The 20,444-nt window shown below is 43.2% G+C and carries 11 protein-coding genes; 3 read left to right on the forward strand and 8 right to left on the reverse strand.

The annotated features are described in order from the left end of the window. Positions 1 to 17: 17 nt before the first annotated feature. Entirely contained in the window at positions 18 to 2,735 is a 2,718-nt protein-coding gene (locus tag NSQ57_RS22820) for a stalk domain-containing protein (protein WP_342425346.1), read from the reverse strand. A 266-nt stretch (positions 2,736 to 3,001) separates the two neighbouring features. On the opposite strand from NSQ57_RS22820, the gene NSQ57_RS22825 reads away from it, so the two are divergent. From NSQ57_RS22825 to NSQ57_RS22835, 3 genes are read left to right on the forward strand one after another with little or no spacing between them, the layout of a single operon-like run. Then, complete coding sequence (locus tag NSQ57_RS22825; protein ID WP_342425347.1) at positions 3,002 to 4,411, forward strand: efflux RND transporter periplasmic adaptor subunit; 1,410 nt, start codon at positions 3,002 to 3,004, stop codon at positions 4,409 to 4,411. Beyond that, the gene (locus NSQ57_RS22830) at positions 4,408 to 7,524 is read left to right on the forward strand and encodes an efflux RND transporter permease subunit (protein WP_029514597.1); all 3,117 of its coding nucleotides are present in this window, start codon (positions 4,408 to 4,410) and stop codon (positions 7,522 to 7,524) included. Before NSQ57_RS22825 ends, NSQ57_RS22830 begins: the two co-directional genes overlap by 4 nt. A gap of 56 nt (positions 7,525 to 7,580) precedes the next feature. Further along, positions 7,581 to 8,483, forward strand: a complete 903-nt coding sequence (locus NSQ57_RS22835; RefSeq protein ID WP_029514598.1) for a TetR/AcrR family transcriptional regulator — start codon at positions 7,581 to 7,583, stop codon at positions 8,481 to 8,483. Between the two features lie 130 nt (positions 8,484 to 8,613). On the opposite strand, the gene metK is transcribed toward NSQ57_RS22835, so the two are convergent. From metK to NSQ57_RS22870, 7 genes are all read right to left on the reverse strand, one after another. Next, a complete protein-coding gene (gene metK, locus NSQ57_RS22840; protein WP_013312298.1) occupies positions 8,614 to 9,816 on the reverse strand; it encodes a methionine adenosyltransferase in 1,203 nt (400 codons plus the stop codon). Positions 9,817 to 10,150: 334 nt separating this feature from the next. Then, positions 10,151 to 10,441: an alpha/beta-type small acid-soluble spore protein gene (locus NSQ57_RS22845; RefSeq protein ID WP_341040178.1), complete on the reverse strand. Its 291-nt coding sequence runs from the start codon at positions 10,439 to 10,441 to the stop codon at positions 10,151 to 10,153. A 143-nt stretch (positions 10,442 to 10,584) separates the two neighbouring features. Further along, on the reverse strand, positions 10,585 to 11,163 hold the full coding sequence (locus NSQ57_RS22850; protein WP_342425348.1) for a hypothetical protein: 579 nt from the start codon (positions 11,161 to 11,163) through the stop codon (positions 10,585 to 10,587). 45 nt (positions 11,164 to 11,208) lie between these two features. Further along, positions 11,209 to 12,747 (reverse strand): stalk domain-containing protein, encoded by a 1,539-nt coding sequence (locus NSQ57_RS22855; protein WP_342425349.1) that lies wholly within the window; start codon positions 12,745 to 12,747, stop codon positions 11,209 to 11,211. Positions 12,748 to 12,846: 99 nt separating this feature from the next. Further along, on the reverse strand, positions 12,847 to 15,213 hold the full coding sequence (locus tag NSQ57_RS22860; RefSeq protein WP_340933431.1) for a copper amine oxidase N-terminal domain-containing protein: 2,367 nt from the start codon (positions 15,211 to 15,213) through the stop codon (positions 12,847 to 12,849). Between the two features lie 540 nt (positions 15,214 to 15,753). Next, positions 15,754 to 17,100 (reverse strand): efflux RND transporter periplasmic adaptor subunit, encoded by a 1,347-nt coding sequence (locus NSQ57_RS22865; RefSeq protein WP_340957112.1) that lies wholly within the window; start codon positions 17,098 to 17,100, stop codon positions 15,754 to 15,756. Positions 17,101 to 17,119: 19 nt separating this feature from the next. Further along, entirely contained in the window at positions 17,120 to 20,257 is a 3,138-nt protein-coding gene (locus NSQ57_RS22870; protein WP_340957621.1) for an efflux RND transporter permease subunit, read from the reverse strand. Positions 20,258 to 20,444: the final 187 nt, after the last annotated feature.

A 20,444-nucleotide genomic window follows, 5' to 3' on the forward strand; every position in this document is an offset into this window, starting at 1 on the left:
GTATATATCATACCATATCATGATTGAAGGGTGATGGTCTTCGTTTCTTGTTCCCATTTTACAGTCATTCCTAACTGCTCAGACACGAGTCTCAACGGGACTAAAGTCCTACCCCCTAGCACAACGGGTGCAACATCAGTACTTTGACGCTTCCCGTTCAGAACAACTTCTTTTTTCCCTACGGTCAAATCCATCAGCACACCACCGCGCATAACGGTGATCCGTTGATCGCCCGCATTCCATTTGGCTTGTCCGCCAAATGCGTCCAGCACATACTTAATCGGAACATACGTTGAACCATCGCGAGTCATCGGAGCTGCATCAATTGTTGTAGGTGTTCCGTTTACTGTCATTGATTTTTGTCCGATCGTCATTTGAGCTGTTCCCTTTTTAAGTCCTTCTGTGCCGACCGTTCCCGGTGTATTAAAAGAAATATTATCAAAAGCAACATTGCCTGTTTTAGCACGCTCGTCCTGACCTTCCGCCACATTGACCACATAAAGACGTTTCAGCTTCGCTGGATACGAAATATTCAAACCGCTCATATCTGCATTAATGGTTTTCCAACCGTTCCAGTCGATCACTTTAGCGAGATCAATATATGCTGTTTTGCCTTGGGCATCCTCTAGCTCCGCACGCAGCCAGTTCAGACTCTTATCCCCTCTGACATCAATTGAGATGGAAGTAGCCGCCTGTTCAAGCGTTTTCCCGGACGTGCCGTTCAATTGGGCGTAAGCATACATTTTACCACTGCCATTTGTCATATCGTAGTTCAGTTCCAGCACTTTGGAATTGGCATGGTCACCATCTCCTTGTACAACAGCCACTGTGCCGGTAACACCTTCCACATTCGAAGTAAAATCAACCGGATACGAAACATTTTCGAAGTTCTCCCAATTGTTTGTACTTGCTCCACCAGCAGACAAGAAGACGACAGCGCTGAAACCATCATAGCGACCGATGGCATAGCCCGTTTTCACGCCTGCATCCACCGTATTTACTGTAAGTTGATTGTCCTTAACGCTTCCCTTAAAGCCAATGAACTCCCATTTGAGCGCATCTGACGTAATGCTGACACTCTGTCCATCTTTTGTCTTTGCCGTTACCGGTACAGCGATTTTAGCTCCAGCGGTAAGCGAGCCAGTTCCACTCCCTGCGGTGAGTGATGAAATTTCATCTGCTCCAAGCACGGTGACCTTAGTTGTAGCGCTGGCTGAGCCACTGGATGCCGTTAAAGTAGCCGTTCCCGGTTGGGCCCCCTTCACAACGCCGCCGCTCACTGACACAACAGCCGGGTTGCTGGACTTCCACGTCACTTGTACTTTTGAGGTATCGAAGGGATTGTAGTAGTTGTCATAGCCTTTGAAGGAATAGCTTCCGGTCTGACCAATCAGCAGCGTTTTATTGCCCTTGATGGTGAAACCTTTGAGCGTTCCTTTAGGAGCATTGGTATATACCCCCACTCCATTTACGATACTACGTTGCTCTGTACCATATTCCGTATTGAACGTAAGTCCCGCTGTCGTATCCCCCAAATCACGAGTCACCATGGTCGTAGAACCGCCCCCATCGAGATTCATACCCTTCCAGACGCCAATATCTTTCATCAGCGTTTGCAGCTCGCTCAGGGATACACCAACGCTGTTCCCATTCTTCTCAACGGCAATGACATAAGCGTAACGCTTGTCACGGGAATATCCCAAAGCTGTACGCGCACGCGTCCCGCCTATGCTTGTTGTGCTCCGGGAAAAAGAGGTTTTCTGACCGTCATTTACTAATATGGTATGTCCACCAATCATCATCTGAAGGTTGGAAGGATCTACTTCACTCCCTGTCGATTTAACACGAAGGCGATAGCTCGTTTCTACGGTCTGTCCCACGGTCAGATGCGCTTTGGCATAATCAGCCGCTTTACCGTGAGTACGTAAAATATAGCCATCCTGCGGAACGGTCATATTCAATGTAGCATTGTCGGAGACTTGCGTAACCACACCATTTTGTACCAATACCTCGGTAGGCGTTGTCGAACTGTTTTTGGGCCGCTCAATTGCTTTCCAAGCAGATGTATAAATATACATAGCATTAGAGTGACTATAACTGCCCCCGCTCGTCTCAGGCGAATACGAAGCCTTGTTCATCCCCGCCAAAGAGAAAGACGACCCGTCTCCAGCTTTTACTGTTCCTTCAAAAGTAAACTGCTCCACCATCGGAGAACCATCTTTGGTTACAGCAAAGGCATACATGCCCGTTAAATCAGATGGAGTAGACATCAACACACCCTTGGATACTTGTCCACCGATCGGAGCTCCCTCGCTTGAGGTATTAAAATAATCCCCGTTTACACCAGCAACCGCTCCAGTCTCTTTTGCCATGCCGCCTGTGCTCTGCCGGGTCGTAAACTGTCCATTCTTCCCCGTCATGACATCCAGCTTAACGTACGGATTTTGCAAGTCTACTCGAATGATATCAGCCAGTGCTGTTCCTTTGGACCCTTTAAAACGATATTTCAATAATGTTGCACCCGAAGTAATGATCTCTTCTCCCAATTTTACAGTTGAACCAGAGGCTGCACTTGCGATTGGAGCAGACATCCAACCATTTAAGGGAATTAGAGCCCCAGTTCCAGCAACCGGACCGACCCATAATACCCCTGCCAGTGTTAACACGGCCCATCTTTTAGCGATTCCTCTGCCATTAACTTTCACTTCACTCTGTTTCTTATTACTTAAAAACATTTGGATAATAGCTCCCATCTTCAATGTATTTAAACGGTTTTGTTCCGCGCATGTACTCTATCAATAAACAAAAAAATCCTCTTATGTTAATAGACTTATTATATAGGCAAAAGTTACGAAAGTCCCGTCAACTAATTCATAAAATCTAAAACGATGAATTGACGAATGCAATATCGGCGCACTATAATACATTTGAACTTGTTAGTTCAAATAATACTGATTAGTTCACTTCTCTAATTATGACCCTATCGGAAGGATTGATAATCATGAATAAACAACGGGCCATCATCATATCTACTTTATCCCTGTGCATCGCAATGACCGGATGTTCTACAGAAAAAAAAGATGCCGCTCTAGGTTCATCTGTACAGCCAACCGTTGTGCGGACCGCAATCGTCAAATCAACGCCACTTCATACTGCCTATAACTTGTCAGGCACTCTTCAAGCCTATGAAGAACGTACACTGGCTTTTCAGAACGGAGGTATCGTCGCTAGCGCAGAAATCACTACCGGGACGGCTGTACAGAAAGGTACAACCATTGCCCGTCTAGATGACGCTGACTATAGACTGCAGGTTGCACAGGCGACAGCCTCTATTCAAGAGGCCTTGGCCGGTATAGATAACGCACAGGCTAATTTACAGGCTGCTACCTCCGCGATTCAATCCGCCGATGCCGGCATTACAGGAGCTCGCGCGAATGTTAACAAGGTCAATAAAGGCGCACGTGCTCAAGAGAAACAACAAGCGCAAGCTACTGTAGATAAGGCACAAAGCGCTTATAACAAGGCCAAGACGGATAGCGAGCGCACACAGAAGCTGTTTGAGGCAGGCGCTGCTACCGCATCAGATAATGAAAATGCTCACCTGAATGCTACCGCAGCCCTGAAAGACTTGGAACAAGCCAAGGAATCCCTGTCCCTTTTGCTGGAAGGGGCCACAGCCGAAGATCATCAATCCGCCCAAGCTTCCTTTCAAGATGCGCTTGCAGGTAAAAGCAAAGCCCTAGCGGCCAGTGAACAGGCTGTGGCTTCCCAAAAACAAGCCCATGCCCACTACGAAAAAGCCCTTGTTGCCAAGGGGCAGGCAGAACTTGCACTTTCACGCACACGTCTAATCTCTCCTGTGAACGGTGTAATCTTAGAAAAAATCGTGAATACAGGTGATTTGGTCGCGTCAGGGCAAGCCGTCTATCGCATAGGCACCATCGACCGCCTCAAAGTACTACTTCCTGTACCAGACAGTGAAATTAAGGATTGGAAAAAGGGTCAACAAGTAGAAGTGGCGCTCTATGAAGAGACCCGTCAAGGTACGGTGTCTAACGTCTATCCTTCAACCAGCACCGACACAGGAAGGGTTAACGTAGAGATTGTTATAAACAATCCACAGCGAGACTGGTTACCCGGTCAGGTCATTAAAGCTGCTCAACAGGTGACCGACAAGAATGGGATTCTCGTTCCTGCCGAAGCAGTCATTAACACGGGAAGCAAGCCTTTTATTTTCAAAGACATTCAAGGAAAAGCTGTTAAAACCCCTGTGGAGCTTGGTAATCAGGTTGTAGATAATCAGTTGCAAATCGTATCGGGACTTCGTGAAGGCGAACGTATTATCGTTAAAGGGGCAGAAAACCTGTTTGATGGAAATGCGATTCAGTCGGAGGAAGGCGGACGCCCATGATTGAGTACATCGTAAAAAAACGAAAAATTACATTGCTGTTTTTTGTCATGCTGATTTTGGTCGGAATCTTCGGCTTTTTCCAGTTACCACAGCAGGAAATGCCGGATGTCACCATACAGAATGCTATGGTAACAACAGTCTACCCTGGTGCTTCACCACAAAAAGTAGAAGAAACCGTAACTAAAGAGCTGGAGAAACGCATTAAGGAAGTTGAAGGTGTTAAAACGATTAGTTCGACTTCTGGTAACGGATTCTCCTCTATTTTAATCGAATCCAAAAACGGAGTTGATCCTCAAACGGTTTGGGATGATATGCGTAAAAAAGTGCAAGATGCACAAGCTGATCTTCCTCAAGGCGTTGAAGTACCTGTTGTAAATGACAAACTAACCAGCTCTTTTATCGGCTCCTATGCCCTGACGGCTGACTCTTCCACACCGCTGTATAAACTAAATGATTTAACAACGACTTGGAAAGATCAGCTCAATACCATTTCTGGCGTATCTAGCGTCAAATTCAATGGTCTCCCTGATCAAGAAGTACGTGTCCATATTGACAATCAGAAACTTCAGCAATACCAGCTTTCGTGGGGACAAGTGGCTCAAGCGATTCAGGCTCAAATTGATCGGGTCCCTACTGGTAATATTGAATACAACGGACGTACCTATCAACTTATTGTTCGCGAGACCGAAAAAGCTGATGAATTGAATCAGGTCCTTTTGACACGCACCAAAGAGGGTAATCCTGTTTATTTGAGAGATATCGGCATAACGGAGCTGGCCCATCCTAATACAGAATACTTTGCCTATGTAGAGGGTAAACCGGCCATTACGTTAAGTATTGGAGCAGAAACAGGCACAGACATCCCTTCTATGAGCGAAAAGGTCAATACCAAGCTCAAAGAACTGGAAAAAACACTCCCCGCAGGTGTTCACTTTCAAACTCTTTTTGCACAAAAGGATCAGGTAAGCCATATCTTTGACGACTTAAAGCGTGAAACGATTCTTGCGATTGTGGCCGTTATTCTCGTTTGTATGTTGGGGCTGAATTTGCTCACCTCTGCATTTGTTGCACTGGCCATTCCTATTTCGGTTTCGATTGCCATTATCTTTTTGCCTATGTTCGGCATCACTCTAAATCAGATTTCCGTTGTCGGTCTGATCATCGTACTCGGCATACTCGTGGATGATGCCGTAGTTGTAAATGATAATATTGAGCGTAGACTTACGGAATTAGGAGAATCGCCCTCAGTCGCAGCTGTAAAAGGTACCAAAGAGGTCATGCTTTCTATTTTGGTTGCAACTCTGGCTACCATCTCAGCTTTCGCGCCATTGTTGTTTCTTCCTGGAAATGTAGGTGCCTTTATTAAACCTATTCCTGCTATTGTCTCCCTGACCATGCTTGCCTCTATGATCATGTCGCTCACCATCATCCCTATTTTTCGAGAATGGTATGAGAAGCGCAGACAGGCTCGTCACCCTCAGGGTAAATCTAAACCAGCAGGCTTGCTCGGCCAGCAGATTCATTCTTTAAACAAGCTCTATTCACAAAAACTGATGCCTAAGGTCATTCAGCGTCCCTTGTTGACAGCCATGGTCGGACTCATGCTTGGAACAGCCGCCTATGGATTAGTTCCCTTTACCTCAGTTGAACTTTTTCCTGAGTCGGAAGATCCTCATGTTGCACTAAATGTAAAAATGCCTGTAGGCACTTCAATTGCGGAAACGGACCAGGTCGTTAAAGACCTTGCAGGCTGGGTGAAAAAGCAACCTGAAACTTCCAAGGTCGTCTACAGCACTGGAGGGACTGCCCCACAACTGTTTAGTGACATTAATAGTTCGGGTGGAAATATTAGTTATAACGAAACGGTGGGGCAGATTGCTGTCGTCGGCAAAGAAAACGTATTCGATCTCAATACGACAGTTGATGCTTGGGAACAACATGTTAAGAAATCCTACCCTGGAGTTACAGTTACGATGTATGTTCCTCGTCTCGGGATTCCAGTGGGTAAGCCCGTTTCTATTCGTATCTCAGGTCAGGATCTGAATGAACTGCAAACTCTTGCCCAAAAGGCAAAGGAGCAGATCGCGACAGTAGAGGGCACAACAGGCATCGTGGATGATATAGGAATTGAACGATATGCACTGGAGCTTGAGGTCAACAAACAAGCGATGGATCAATACCTGGTAAGTTACACAGATTTGACTCGCACCCTGCTTCTATTAAAAGAAGGAGCCCAAGTCAGTCAATTTGATACTGGAAACAGTCTGGTAGATATTAAAATGTATTTGAATCACAGCGACGAGGAGCCAAGTAAGCTTTTCCAACAATTAAGTGTAGTTAATGCAGCTGGTAAGCAAATTCCATTAAACCAGCTTGTCCAGATTAAGCCGTCATTTGCTATTCAGCAAATCAAGCATTACAATATGGAGCGGACGATTACGGTGGAAGCCGATTTGAACGGACGAACTGCAAGCGAAGCGATGGTTGATGTTGAAAGTAAGCTGGCGCAAATGAAGTTCCCAGAAGGCTACAAATGGGAGGTTGGTGGGGAAACCTCTGACCAATCGACCATATTCAAGGACTTAGGACAGCTGGCTATCGTTGTAGTCTTGCTCATTTTACTCTTGATTACTATGCAATTTTATTCTCTCTCCATTCCTATTATTATTATGACGACCGTGTACCTGGCAGCAGCCGGCGGGATTATTGGTATTTTCTTAACCGATATGCCTATCGGTTTTATGAGCATCATGGGAATCATTGCACTCGCGGGCATTGTTGTGCGGAATGGGATTGTGTTAATTGAATTTATCGAGGATGCACGACATGAAGGAATGGAATTGAAGGAAGCCGTAATACAGGCGGCCGCCGCTCGCTTCAGACCAATTTTATTGACATCCTTGGCCGCCATTGTAGGTATGATTCCGTTGGCACTATTGGGAAGCCTGCTCTTTAAGCCACTGGCGTTTACCGTCATTTTCGGTTTGTTATTCTCGACCTTGTTAACCTTGTTTGTCGTGCCGTCCTTGTATATGATCATGGCCAAATACAAGATGCGCCGTCAACTCAAAAAACAGCAGCACACAGTTATCACACCTGATCAATCTTTATGATGTATGAAGTGAGTTCGCATGCTGTCGAGTTAGTCGGTCCCTAGGGGGAAGTATGTATGGAAAGTAAAAAAAATGATATTTTACAGGCCGCCATTCGGCTGTTCTCCAGAAAAGGCTATTATTCAACATCTGTTGAAGAAATCGCTAAAGAAAGTGGGATGGCGAAGGCATCCTTCTATAAATATTTTCAGGGAAAAGAAGAACTCCCTCTAGAAATGTGTATCATTCTGGAAAATAACATTGAACAAGACATCCGGGCTCTCTACAGTAAACCTGATCTTTCTAAGCACGATAAACTGCACGGTTTTATTGTACTTTACTTGAAAAATCTCGTTGAAAACAAAGTGTATCTCATGATGGATCTTCCTGAGCCTTCCATGCTTATTTTCCAGAATGAACAACTTAATTACGCATTCGAGAATCATGAATACAAATTGTACAGATGGGTTCGCGACTGCCTGATTGATATTTTTGGACCGAGCATTGAAGATCATGCATGGGACGTGACCTTTGTACTTAAAAGCATTGTGTTTGAATATATTCGCTTCTTTGCCGATCGCATGAATGATGAAACGATTGAACATCTAACACAGTTTATTATCTTCTTATCCAGTTCCTTGGCAACCAGCCTGAACAATGCTGATTCAGCTCCACATTTGTTCTGGAGCAAGCAAGGCTGGTTACCCGAAAGTGCTCTAAGTAATCCTTTTGATCAAGGCCGTCAAATTAACAGCCTTCTCCACTCTTTGGAAGACAGTATACTGCTGTCTTCTTGGAGTTCAGAGGAGAAACAGGAGTGTCAGCAAATCTACGCTCATTTAAAGGAAGAGGCTCTGAAATCGAACCCTCAGAAAGGCCTCCTGAAAGCCCTTTTTGCGTATTTGGAGCAGTACAAGGAACTGCAAAAGGTTTGTCGTTTACTTAAAAATTTATTGGACCATGCTCCGATATCCGAGTAGTCACTCAGCATTCGGTACATCAGAACAAATTCGTACTTAACAGCGAAACACATCAAAAAAAAGACTGTTCATGCAAAGCATGAAACAGTCTTTTTGGGTTATTGCTTTTATTTTGATAACATACGAGGAATTACAGCCCCGCTTGTTCTTTTAGAATTTCAGCTTTATCTACGCTCTCCCATGGTACATCCAAATCTGTACGTCCAAAGTGACCGTAGGCAGCAGTTTGCTTATAAATTGGACGACGCAGATCCAACATGCGAATAATACCTGTTGGGCGCAGATCAAAGTTATTTCGGATCAATTCAACCAGCTTCTCATCACTCACTTTACCCGTACCGTATGTATCGACGTTAATCGAAACAGGCGTAGCTACACCGATGGCATAAGCAAGCTGAATTTCCACTTTGTCTGCCAATCCAGCTGCTACGAGGTTTTTCGCTACATAACGAGCAGCATAAGCAGCGGAACGGTCCACTTTGGTCGGATCTTTACCGGAGAATGCTCCCCCGCCGTGACGTGCATAACCACCATACGTATCCACAATAATTTTACGGCCTGTCAGACCTGCATCTCCTTGAGGACCACCGATAACAAAGCGTCCTGTCGGATTAATGTAATACTTGGTTTGCTCATCCAATAATTCGGCAGGAACAACTGGCAAAATAACCTTTTCTTTGATGTCTGCTTGAATTTGCTCCAAAGTAGTATCCTCCGCATGCTGCGTAGAAACTACAATAGCATCAATACGAACAGGTTTACCATTTTCATACTCTACCGTTACTTGGGTTTTACCGTCAGGACGAAGGTAATTCAGTGTTCCATCCTTACGCACTTCAGACAAGCGCCGTGCAATGCGGTGAGACATAGCGATAGGTAAAGGCATCAACTCCGGCGTCTCGTTCGTAGCAAAACCAAACATCAATCCTTGATCTCCAGCCCCAATGTTTTCCGTTTCTTTATCTACTTCAGCAGGATCACGGCTTTCCAAGGCAGCATTAACCCCTTGAGCGATGTCCGGCGACTGTTCATTCAAAGAAGTCAATACAGCGCAAGTATTATAGTCGAAACCGTATTTCGCACGTGTATAGCCAATTTCCTTAATCGTATTACGTACAATGGATGGAATATCCACGTACTCCGATTTGGAACTGATTTCACCAATGACGAGAACGAGACCAGTAGCTACCGATACTTCACATGCTACCCGTGCATTAGGGTCATTAGCCAGAAAGGCATCCAATACAGCATCGGATATCTGATCACAGATTTTATCCGGATGGCCTTCTGTTACAGACTCGGACGTGAACAAATGACGGCCTTTTACAGACATGAATTTCAACCTCCCACAATTAAAATACATGAGGATTTAATAAAAAAATCCTGACATGGTAATGGCATTATTCAGATACCTTCAAGCCATCAAATGGCGGGAGGTATCTTGTTACACCTGATTAATAAAAAATGAACCTTCTCCGGTAGGAAAAGGTTGCGTACAAGCCTCAAATGCCATGATATCTTATTTAAAACAAGGTGTCAATTCGTGTCACCCAATGACAACATTCGAAATTAGGGTAAATCTACATGCAAACCATTTTTGATTTACATGTAAATTACCCCAGATTTTACGCTACTATATGTTCAAAAACTGTAGAAATTATTGCAACTTACAATGTACCATATTCAGATAAGCTACGTTCAGCAGATTTTATCAGTCGCTTAGTAATTTCACCACCAACCGAACCGTTCTGTCTTGAAGTTAAATCACGCCATGCTACATTCCCGCCCCCCGCAAACTCCCCCAATTCTGCAGCAAATTCACTGTCAGCCTTAGGTTGTATATGTGTATATTGGGGATTATAAACAGGTAGCCCAAACTCAGCAGCAATTTCATACTTCAAATCATCTAACCTGGCACGACTCTCGGGAATTAATCGTCTTTGACCTCTTGACGCCATCTCGTATACACCCTCCACTAAATGTATTGTCTTTCATGGGGTTAGTGTGCAGCGATTAGGTTCAACTTAGCCAAGAACAATTTGCTATCCCAAACAGTATTTAAGAAAAAGAGCCGCCGAAAGCAGCTTAAATACAAAACAGTTTACTGAACAGAATAACCGCCTCGTACCATAACGACCAGACCAAACTTCTGACCTTCTTTTACTTGAATACCTCTTCCTTCTCTAGGAAACGATAATAAATGATTTTTTTCGACAGCCTGATTATGAACAATTTCCGTTCCAGAAGTAATATCAATAGCCCCACTGGCATCCATACTATACACAACAGCATAACCATTACGTAAAATAAATTCCGAGCCTACTTTGGCAATCAGTTTTTGACCAGGCTTTACATCAACAACCTTTAAAACCTCTGTCTGCTCTGGTGTGGAAGTTTTTCCTGCACTAGAAGTTCCTGACGCCGTTGTGTTAGAGGTAGCGTTTGTCGCTGGAGTAGGCGAACTAGTCGTTTTACTACTCGTGTTACTTGCGGGCACTCCACCTTTGATTGCCTGGGCAATTTTTTGGTCAACATAGCTTTTGGTTACGACTGGATCATCAGCTGTACCAGGTTGTCCAGAACTGGAGGCTCCGTTAACTGAATTGTTCATTAAGGAGCCTGCTACAATTCCTCCCCCAAGTAAAGCTGCAGCCAACGATACTTTATAGCGTGATTTCATGAAGTCCTCCTACAGCAGGTTATAGCAAGTATAGTTAAGTTTTAATTATTGCGCGCTTGCTCCAGTGGAACCTTGCATAGCCCAAGGCTTATTGAAAGCCACCTTCAAAGTATCAATACTTGAAACTATATCTTCCGCCTGTTGCTCAGCAGTAGTTACTTTCAAATTAGCTTCATAAACCTGAAGCTCTGTAGCCAACCCAACATCAAATTGCTTCTTAGCCATATCAGCCGCACTTCTAGCACTCACTAAGCCAGCTTGAATCTGTGAATATTGACTTTCCAATGCTTTGATATTGTTATAAATTGTTCTTACAGCTTCTTCGAGTTGTCTCTTTGTGCCTTCTGTAGCATATTGAGCTTTTTCAACATTAAGTTGTTCAGCTTCATAAGGGGTATTTCCTGGAGTATTGAAGTTGTAAAGCTTCAAGCTCAATTCAGCCAAATCCACTTTTTGCTCACTCAACCAAATAGCAGTACTGCTAGTAAGTACTTGGCTTACTTTTGTCTCTACATTATCTTTAAATTCAGAATAGACAGGCTTATCCTTCAGTTCATAACGTTGCTCTGGTTTGTAACCAATCACTTGGTTCAAAGATACATATGCACTATCTAAATCTTTTTTTGCCTTCTCTAAAGCAGCTTGATTTTGAGTCAACTGATTAGTCGCTTGCGTGACCTCATAATCACTCGACATTTGATTATCTCTTTTAATTTGTGCAACTTTAAGCTTGCGCTCTGCATCTTCAATATTCAAAGCAGCCAGCTTAACGGCATTTTGCTTTTGTAGGAGCTTGTTATAAAGATCCTTCACATTATATTCAATACTCTCTTTGGTCATATCCAAGTTTTTCTTAGCAGCCTCATAATTAAGGTTCGTTTGGGCATAACCTTTAAAAGCTTTGTCTTGCGCTTCATCACCTGCTTCTGCTGGAACAAAATTAATATCCTTGCCAGCTTCTTTCATGATTTTTCCGGCTTGATCGATATTCGTTGCTGCAGTTTTAACTGAAGTACTATCAGCTACAGCCAGTTTAACTGCATCATTATAGGTCAAAGAGTCATTATAGTAGGTATCATAAGTAACTTGGGTCACAGGAGTTGCGAGAGGCTTACTGGACAAACTATTGGTTTGGTCGTCAGTAGTACTGCCATTAGCTTGATTGGAAATGGTCACTGTTCGTGTAGCCTGTTCCCAATTTACTTTGGCGCCTAATGATTGGCTCACAAAACGTAAAGGAACGAGTACTTGACCCTTTTGAATTTGAGTAGCTGCATCAAGCTGTACAGGATTACTATTTTTATAAGCAAGTTTAGAACCAACATTTAAAGTTAACGTATCGTCATTTTTAGATGCTGTCACTTTTTTAGCTTTGCTGTCCCAATCGACTTTCGCACCCAAGCTTTCGAAAACTCCACGCAGAGGCACCAAGGTTGTATTTTGACTAACAACCGGGGACTGGGTATATTGCTGAGTTACGCCGTTAATAATAACCTTTATATCACCTGGTTGAGCTCCTGCAAGACTGGCGAACGCAGAAGAAAGAACCAGTGTGGACAGTACTGCCACTCCAAAACGTTTCATAATTTCTCTCCTTTGTCAATAAGACTAATAAAAGAAAAGGGCTCCAAAAGGAACCCTCTTCTCATCTAATTCAGTTAACTCAAAAGAGTTGCTCTTAAATTAGTTGTTGTTTTCAACAGTTACTGTTTTAGCAGTTGCATCGTAGTTAATGGATGCATCCAACGCTCTGCTCACCCAGAAGATAGGCAGTACAGTACGGTTTTTGTTAGTTACAGCTTTAACGTCCATACGAACCACAGAACCGTTAATAGTCAACAGGTTTGTGTTCAGTTTGATTTGAGCAACGCGGTCACCTTTAATCAGGGTAACTGTGGAAGTTGCTTTGTCAAACAGGATGTTTTGTGGGGATACACCCAAAGCTTCAGCTGCATAACGTACTGGCAAGTAAGTGCGTCCGTTTTCAGCATAAGCAGCTACATCAGAAGTTTTACTTTCGCCGTTCACAGTGTAGGAAGTGCTTCCCAGTGTGAAGACAGCTTTAGTTTTAGTAGCACCTGGAGCTGGAGTTCCAACAGTTGCGATTGCTACTTCAGCAGCTGCAGTGTTGTTGTCTTTCCAGTTTTGAGTGTTGTCAGTTGCGCCTTTGTATGCAGTGTAAGAAACTGCGCTACCTTTCAACTTAGCAACGATGTCGCCTTGAGCTACAGTACGGTCAACAGTCAGCTTAGGAGCCGAGATTGTGATTGTACTTGGAGTAGCAGATTCGCTGTCGATGTAGAAGCTCAGACGGCCTTTGTTGCTTTCGCCGTAAGTATCAGTAGATACGCTCTTCACTTTAACGTCACCAGCTGTAACTTTTACTTCTGGAGTAGAAGCAAAACGTACGCCTGTTGGCAATTCCAAGATTACTTCACGGCTACCGTCTTTCTTAACGAAAGCTTCTTTAGCAGCTTCAGTGATTGTGATATCGCCAACTTGTTGATCGCCCAGACCGATTGTCAGGGTTGGTTTGGAAGCAGCAGCCAGAGTAACTGCTTGTTTCACAGTAGCAACCTTAACAGTACCGCTCAGACCTTGGCTACCAGCAACATCAACGTTCAGATCGCCGGAGAAACCTGGTTGCGTTGCAACTTCAACGTTCTTCAGTTTCAAAGTACCAGCGTCAGTTGTGCTGTTTGCGCTATTGAAAGTCAATTTCAAAGTACGTTTGTCAGAGTCAGTGTAGGAAACTTCTGCTCCACCCAAACCGTTAGTGTTTTCCATAGAACCAGAGAAGTTACTTCCTGGGTTATTGCTTTCAAAAGTCGACTGCCAACGAGCACCTTCAGGCAAACGCAAAGTTACAGTACGTCCTTTTACGAAAGAGCCAGCAACAGTTTCTTTAATTGTAACATCACCAATTTTTTGCTCGTCATGACCAGCAAGGATTGTTGATGGAGTAGCAACAGAAACGCCACCACCGATTTGACCGTAGCTACCTACTACGAGGGAGCTAACATCAGTTGTTGCATTACCAGAGATACTAACAGTAACATCGCCTTCTTTAGCACTGTTTTCATCATCAACATAGAATCCTACAGGCAATTGGAAAGATGTTTGCTCACCACTTACTTTATCCAAGGACAAAGTCAAAGTATCGCCGTCAGTGGAATATTTTACGTTTTCAGGTTTGATATCAGTACCAAACAGAATAGTAGCTGCGGATTTAGGAGCAGAATCCCATTTGAAACCGCTAGGCAATTTCAACTTAATGTTGTTGTTACCCAATGAACCAGCTGTTTCTTCTTTAACTTTCAAAGTTGCAGTAAAGTTTTCTTCACTGGAAACAGTATCAGCTGCGCTCAAAGAAATTTGACCAGAAGAAACCACGTTACCAATCACTACTTCGCCACTAGTCAAACCGCTTGCGGAAGCAGCATCAATAGCAACTTTGATAGGTCCATTGCTAGGTCCAGTAACATTGATTTTACCAAAGTTCAGATAAAGATCAGCAGCATCAGCAGAGTTGCTGAAATTCAATTCAACTTTTGCAGACTTGTTAGTCAGTTTAGTAACTACAATTGCATCTGCATCTTTATATCCAGTAGATTCAAGGTTTTCAGCGTCGTCGTTATCTTTTGCATCAAGATATACACCCAAACCATAAGTAGCGTCAGTAGCAGTTCTTACGCGACTAACACCGTTTCCAGCGCCAGAAAATTCAAAACCTTTTGGCAATGTTACTGTAAACGATGCACCAGGTCTGATGGAAGCTTGGCTAATGCTAACTTTTGCTCTACCCAATTCAACATTCGTTTTTGCACTAGAACCAATACTAGGGCTATTCAGGTTTGATAAGCTAGAAGCTGCATGGATTGCAGTTGGTGCAGTCAATGCTGCGATTGGAGCTGCTACACCAGCAACCAATGTTGCTGTTGCCAGCACGTTAATCATTTTTTTATTAAACTTTGTCATAACCTTTTTTTCTCCTCCTTGAATATAACCAGAAATATTATTTTTGTCTTTTTGTCGGATCTTGTCACTCATCAGTCGTTACACCTCCTTTCCGAGCTTTATGAGAACCCTTATAAAATGATATCTGTGACAATATCACAGAAGCTTGGAATCTAGTTGAAAGAAAGCGTCCATTTATGACGTACTCCAGTATTATACAATGTGATAACAATGCAGTAAAGATTTTTTTTAGCGAATTTTGTCTTTACGCTTTTGTACCCCTTTGTTTCATACTCACCCAATTAGACGTAGCATGGGTTCAAAAAGTTGCGTCTGTTTCAAAAAAAAATTATTTTTTTTGAATTATGTATTCCGCTTTCCACAGTCATAATTATACTATTGAACCTGTTCCTCCGTCATCCTACAACTTTTACCTTATCAACCTTAAATGTACAAGGGTTATTTTCGTACATGAAATCGGCCTTTAATGGAGTATATTCGTTAAGAATTATCCATAGAATATATAAAGTACATAAAGTCTACAGATTCCCTCGAAATCTAATACTCTAATACACTTTAGGTAGTAGAAATGACGGAGTAACAGTGATTTACCGTAAATATAGCCGCGACAAATTACTTCACTACATTAATCTTCGCGCCATCCGTAAGCAGACTAACGCCCTTAACGACAACATTTTGTCCTTCAGCAAGCCCCTTGGTTACCTCAACCTGTTTGGCACTTTCCTGGCCTGTCTGTACCTCTACCCGCTTAGCCACTGTTCCTTCCACTACATAAGCATACTTTTTCCCTGCCTGCTCCGTAATGGCATCCTGCGATACCAAAATGTTTTTAGGAGCTTCTGATTTCATGTATACAGTTACAACCATCCCTGATTTTAATTCGCCAGAACCATTAGGAACTGATACCTCAACAGGGTATGCCTTCAGATCATTATCCATTACCGGATTGACAGCCGATACTTTGGCCTCAATTCGCTTATTTAACGAGTCCACGCCTACAGTCACAGATGAACCCACCTGCATCTTGAGAAGCTCAGATTCAGAAACGTTAACTTTAGCAATAATAGGATTGGTATTCGCTATTGTAGCAACCGCGGATTGTGCACTAACCATTTGCCCTTGGGTTCCTGTTACTACCGATATCGTACCGGAAATCGGAGCTTTGACCACAGTATCCACCAGTTGGCTACGTGCTGTGTCTAAACTGGACTTAGCTTGATTGACAGAAGCACGAGCTACGTCAATGCCTGTTTTCTGTTGGGCAAGTCGTAATGATTTTTGAGCATTGCTATATGTTGTTTGCGCACTTTGCTTGGACGTTTGTGCATTGTGAAGTGTGATCTGCGCATTCTCCACTGCAGTTAAAGCCCTTCTATGCGCTATTTGAGACTGCTCTAACTCAGATTGAGATAGAGCACCCGCACTAAACAACTGTTGGTTGCGGTTGAGCGTATTTTGAGCATCACGCACGGAACTCTGAGCATCGACCAGACTGGTCTGAGCTTGGGTGATAGTGTTGTCTTGCTGGACAAGCGCACTTTTGGCTTGATCCACGCTGGATTCTGCCTGCTGTACCGATTGCGCTGCACCTGACTCTGCTTGTTTTAAATTGGCCAGGGCAACCTGGTAAGACTCCTGGGATTGCTTAATCGAGTCTTGCAAGTCCTTTTGGTCTATAGTAAACAATGTGTCGCCTTTATTTACTTTTTGGCCCACTGTAAGGTTAATACTTTGAATTTTACCACTAATTTTCGGAGACACCTGAGCTGTCTCTTTGGGAGCAAAGCTTCCAATAATACCTGTTGAATCGTTAATACTACCTTTAGCCACTTTTGCTACTTGAACTGGAATGGCTTGCTGCGCCGTAGTCGTTGCGGCAGGGGCCTCTCCCCCACCGCAACCCGCTAATGCAACTGATAAAAGCAAAGTTGTAGCAATCAGAGCACTTTTTTTATTCATTATGTTTCTCCACCTCACCTTATATATGAACACTTTTTTGTAGTTTCGCTTCTTTTTTCAATTCTCTCTTCGCTTGTCTTTTTAATTTCCGATTCTTACGTTTTTGTATCATATTATCCATGATGACGTAGACTACCGGAATAAGAATCAATGTAATAACAGCTGCGAAGGATAACCCGAATACAACAACAACTGCCATCGGTGCTTGTGTTTCGTTACCCTCTCCTGTAGCGAATGCCATTGGGAGCAAAGCTAGTACAGTAGCCAGCGTGGTCATCAAAATCGGACGCAACCGCTCAGACGCTCCATGAATAATAGCTTCATCCCGATCTTGGCCTTCTTTTCGGAGCTGAATTATAAAGTCAATCATAACTATGGCATTGTTGACGACCAAACCGACGAGCATGATGTAACCCGTCAAAGCTGAAACGCTGAGGCTCGCCCCGGTTACAGCTAAACCGATAAGCACACCAATTACCGTAGGTGGAACGGAAAACATAATAACAAACGGTGTGAGCAACGATTCGAACTGTCCTGCCATAACCATATAAATGAGCACGACAGATAGCAAAATAGCTATCCCTAAGTTTATAAAAGACTCCAGCATTTGTTCATTTTGTCCACCACCCGTGTCTGCACTGTAGCCTTCTGGGAAGTGAGTACTCTTCAAAAGAGCATCTATTTTTTGATTAATAGTAAGAATATCCCCTGTTCCATCAATATCAGCTGTAATCTGCACTTGACGCGTTTGGTCTTCACGAGTAACAGTATCGGGTACAGTCCGTTTATCAATACTTACTACGGAAGACAAAGGTACATCAATACCTTGCGAAGTGGTAATCCGTAAGGCTTTAAGATTTGACAAATCATGGCGGTTTTGCTCTGGCAACGATATCTTCACATCAATCTGATCTTCACCTGTACGATAGCTTGTGGCGACTGATCCATTAAAAGAAGTATTCACTGCTGATAAAATTTGAGTTGCTGATAAGCCATATCGACTCGCAAGCTCCCGATTAACGGTAATCTCATATTCTTCGCGAACAGCACTCAAGGTACTTTTCACATTGACCGTACCCGGTATGTTTTTTACGTCCGCAACGAGATTGTCTGAAAGTTCTCTCAGGACGTCAATATCGTCACCTTTTAAGTTAATATTAACAGCCGCTCCGCTTGAAAGGCCTGTTGTAGACGCCATTGTAATCTCTGCATCCGGAATGCTATCAAATTTCTTACGAAGGCCCTCAACTACACCATCTGTTGGCTGATGTCCATCCTTCAGCGTTACGCTTAGATCCGCCGAATTAGTTGGAGCTGCCCCTGAATAACCAGAATTGCCACCAGAACCAACAGTCACTGTCATTTTATCTAGATCCGGAACTTTCAAAATTTCTTTTTCTATATCTTGAACAACCTTTTCCGTTTCTTCCAAGACCGTTCCATTAGGAAGTTTCACGTTAATTGTGAATTCCCCAGTATCGGATGCTGGGATAAATTCAGCTTTAACGAAAGGAACTAGAGCCCCAGCTGCCACAAACATTAATAAAGTAATAATTAACACAGATTTTCTATGGTTAATTCCCCACTTCAGTATACGGCGATACCCACTCTTAAATTTCTCGAAGCCAATATTAAACCACACAATAGGGTTAACACCCTTATAAGTACCTGAAGAATAAATGGATTCATCTGGCACGGTAGGTAGCCAACGTGAGCCCAGCATCGGCACAATCATAAGGGATACAAGCAAGGCTGCAATGTGAGAGAAAATAACGGTTAACGCCAACGGTTTAAATAGAACTCCCGCAATTCCGTCAACAAAAACAACTGGTAAAAATACTACGATCTGCGCAAGTGCAGATGCCATAACGGCATTACCCACCTGCTTGGAGCCATCAATAGCCCCTTGTAGCATGCTTTTCCCTTCATGTCGCTGTCTAAAAATATTCTCAATAATAACAACCGCAAAATCGACAAAGGATCCTAACCCCAGAAGCAAACCGCTCAGTGAAATAATATTAATGGTTTGTCCGGTGAAATACATCATCATAAACGTAGCTACGAAGGAAATTGGAATAACGATAGTAGCAATAATGGTAGAACGTATACTATTCAAAAATAACAGCAACACAATAGCTGCGATAATAACTCCCAATATAGCATGCTCTACTAATGAGTGTACGGAGTCACTAATGGGTTTGGATGCATCTGTTACCATCTCCAATTGAGTTCCCGGAGGCAATTCCTTCCGTATCGAATCTAAACTATCCTTTACAGAATCGGCGATTGAAAGGGTATTCCCTCCTGTAGCTTTAGTAACAGAAATATTGATACTTGGCTTTCCGTTATAGGTAGAAATGGTTGTAACATCATCCAAGGAATCTTCAACTTTCGCGATGTCCTTTAGCTTAATGCTTCCCTTCCCTACTGGAATTGGCGTTTCACCCATTTCTGAAACAGCTTTGTATTCACCTTGAACCCGAAGTTGGATTTCTGTATTGCCTCGGTACACCGAACCAGCAGAACCCGCTACGTTATTAGACGATAGCGCTTGGCTGATTTGATCTAACGTAATGCCATAGCTTTGAAGTTTGGCTTGATCTACGGTAATCTTCACAAGCCGAGCCTGCCCACCTGACATGTTGGCTGCAGCTACTCCCGCAATTCTTTCAAGCCGCGGCTCAATAATATCTTCAGCAATAGGCTTCAACTTGTTAATATCCTGGTCTCCTGTAAGAGAGAGCGTAATAACCGGCGTTGCGTTGAGATCCACCTTAAGGACACGCGGCGAATTAGCCGCCTTGGGAAGAGACCCTTTAACCCCATCAACTTTATCTCGCATGTCGAGGGTTGCTTGATTGATATCTACTCCCCAGTTAAATTGAATCATGACCATAGATGTTCCTTCTGAAGACTCGGACATGACTTTATCCACGTTCTCAATAGAAGCCAGACTTTTCTCAATAGGTTTAGTAACCAATTCCTCAACTTCTGTAGGCGTTGCATTTGGAATACTAGTCACCACTGCAGCGAATGGCAACTTCATATCCGGCATTTGCTCTACAGGAAGTCTTAACGCAAAAATACCGCCCCCGATTAACAAAGCAATAATTAACATAAATACTGTTACAGGACGGCGTATTGAAAACTGAGACATCTCATCACTCCCCACTCACTTCTCTATGTAATATTTAAGCACACACATCCACTACTACGATGAAATAAGCGTAAAGTTTCAGATAAATGCGCAAAAAAACATATAAAAAAATAATAAACACATTTTGAGATAAAAGCTTAAAAAAAAGAAATTAATTACAGACGTTTAAGCTAAATCCAAAATAAAA

It is taken from the genome of Paenibacillus sp. FSL L8-0502 (assembly GCF_038593055.1).
Taxonomy (GTDB): domain Bacteria; phylum Bacillota; class Bacilli; order Paenibacillales; family Paenibacillaceae; genus Paenibacillus; species Paenibacillus polymyxa_D.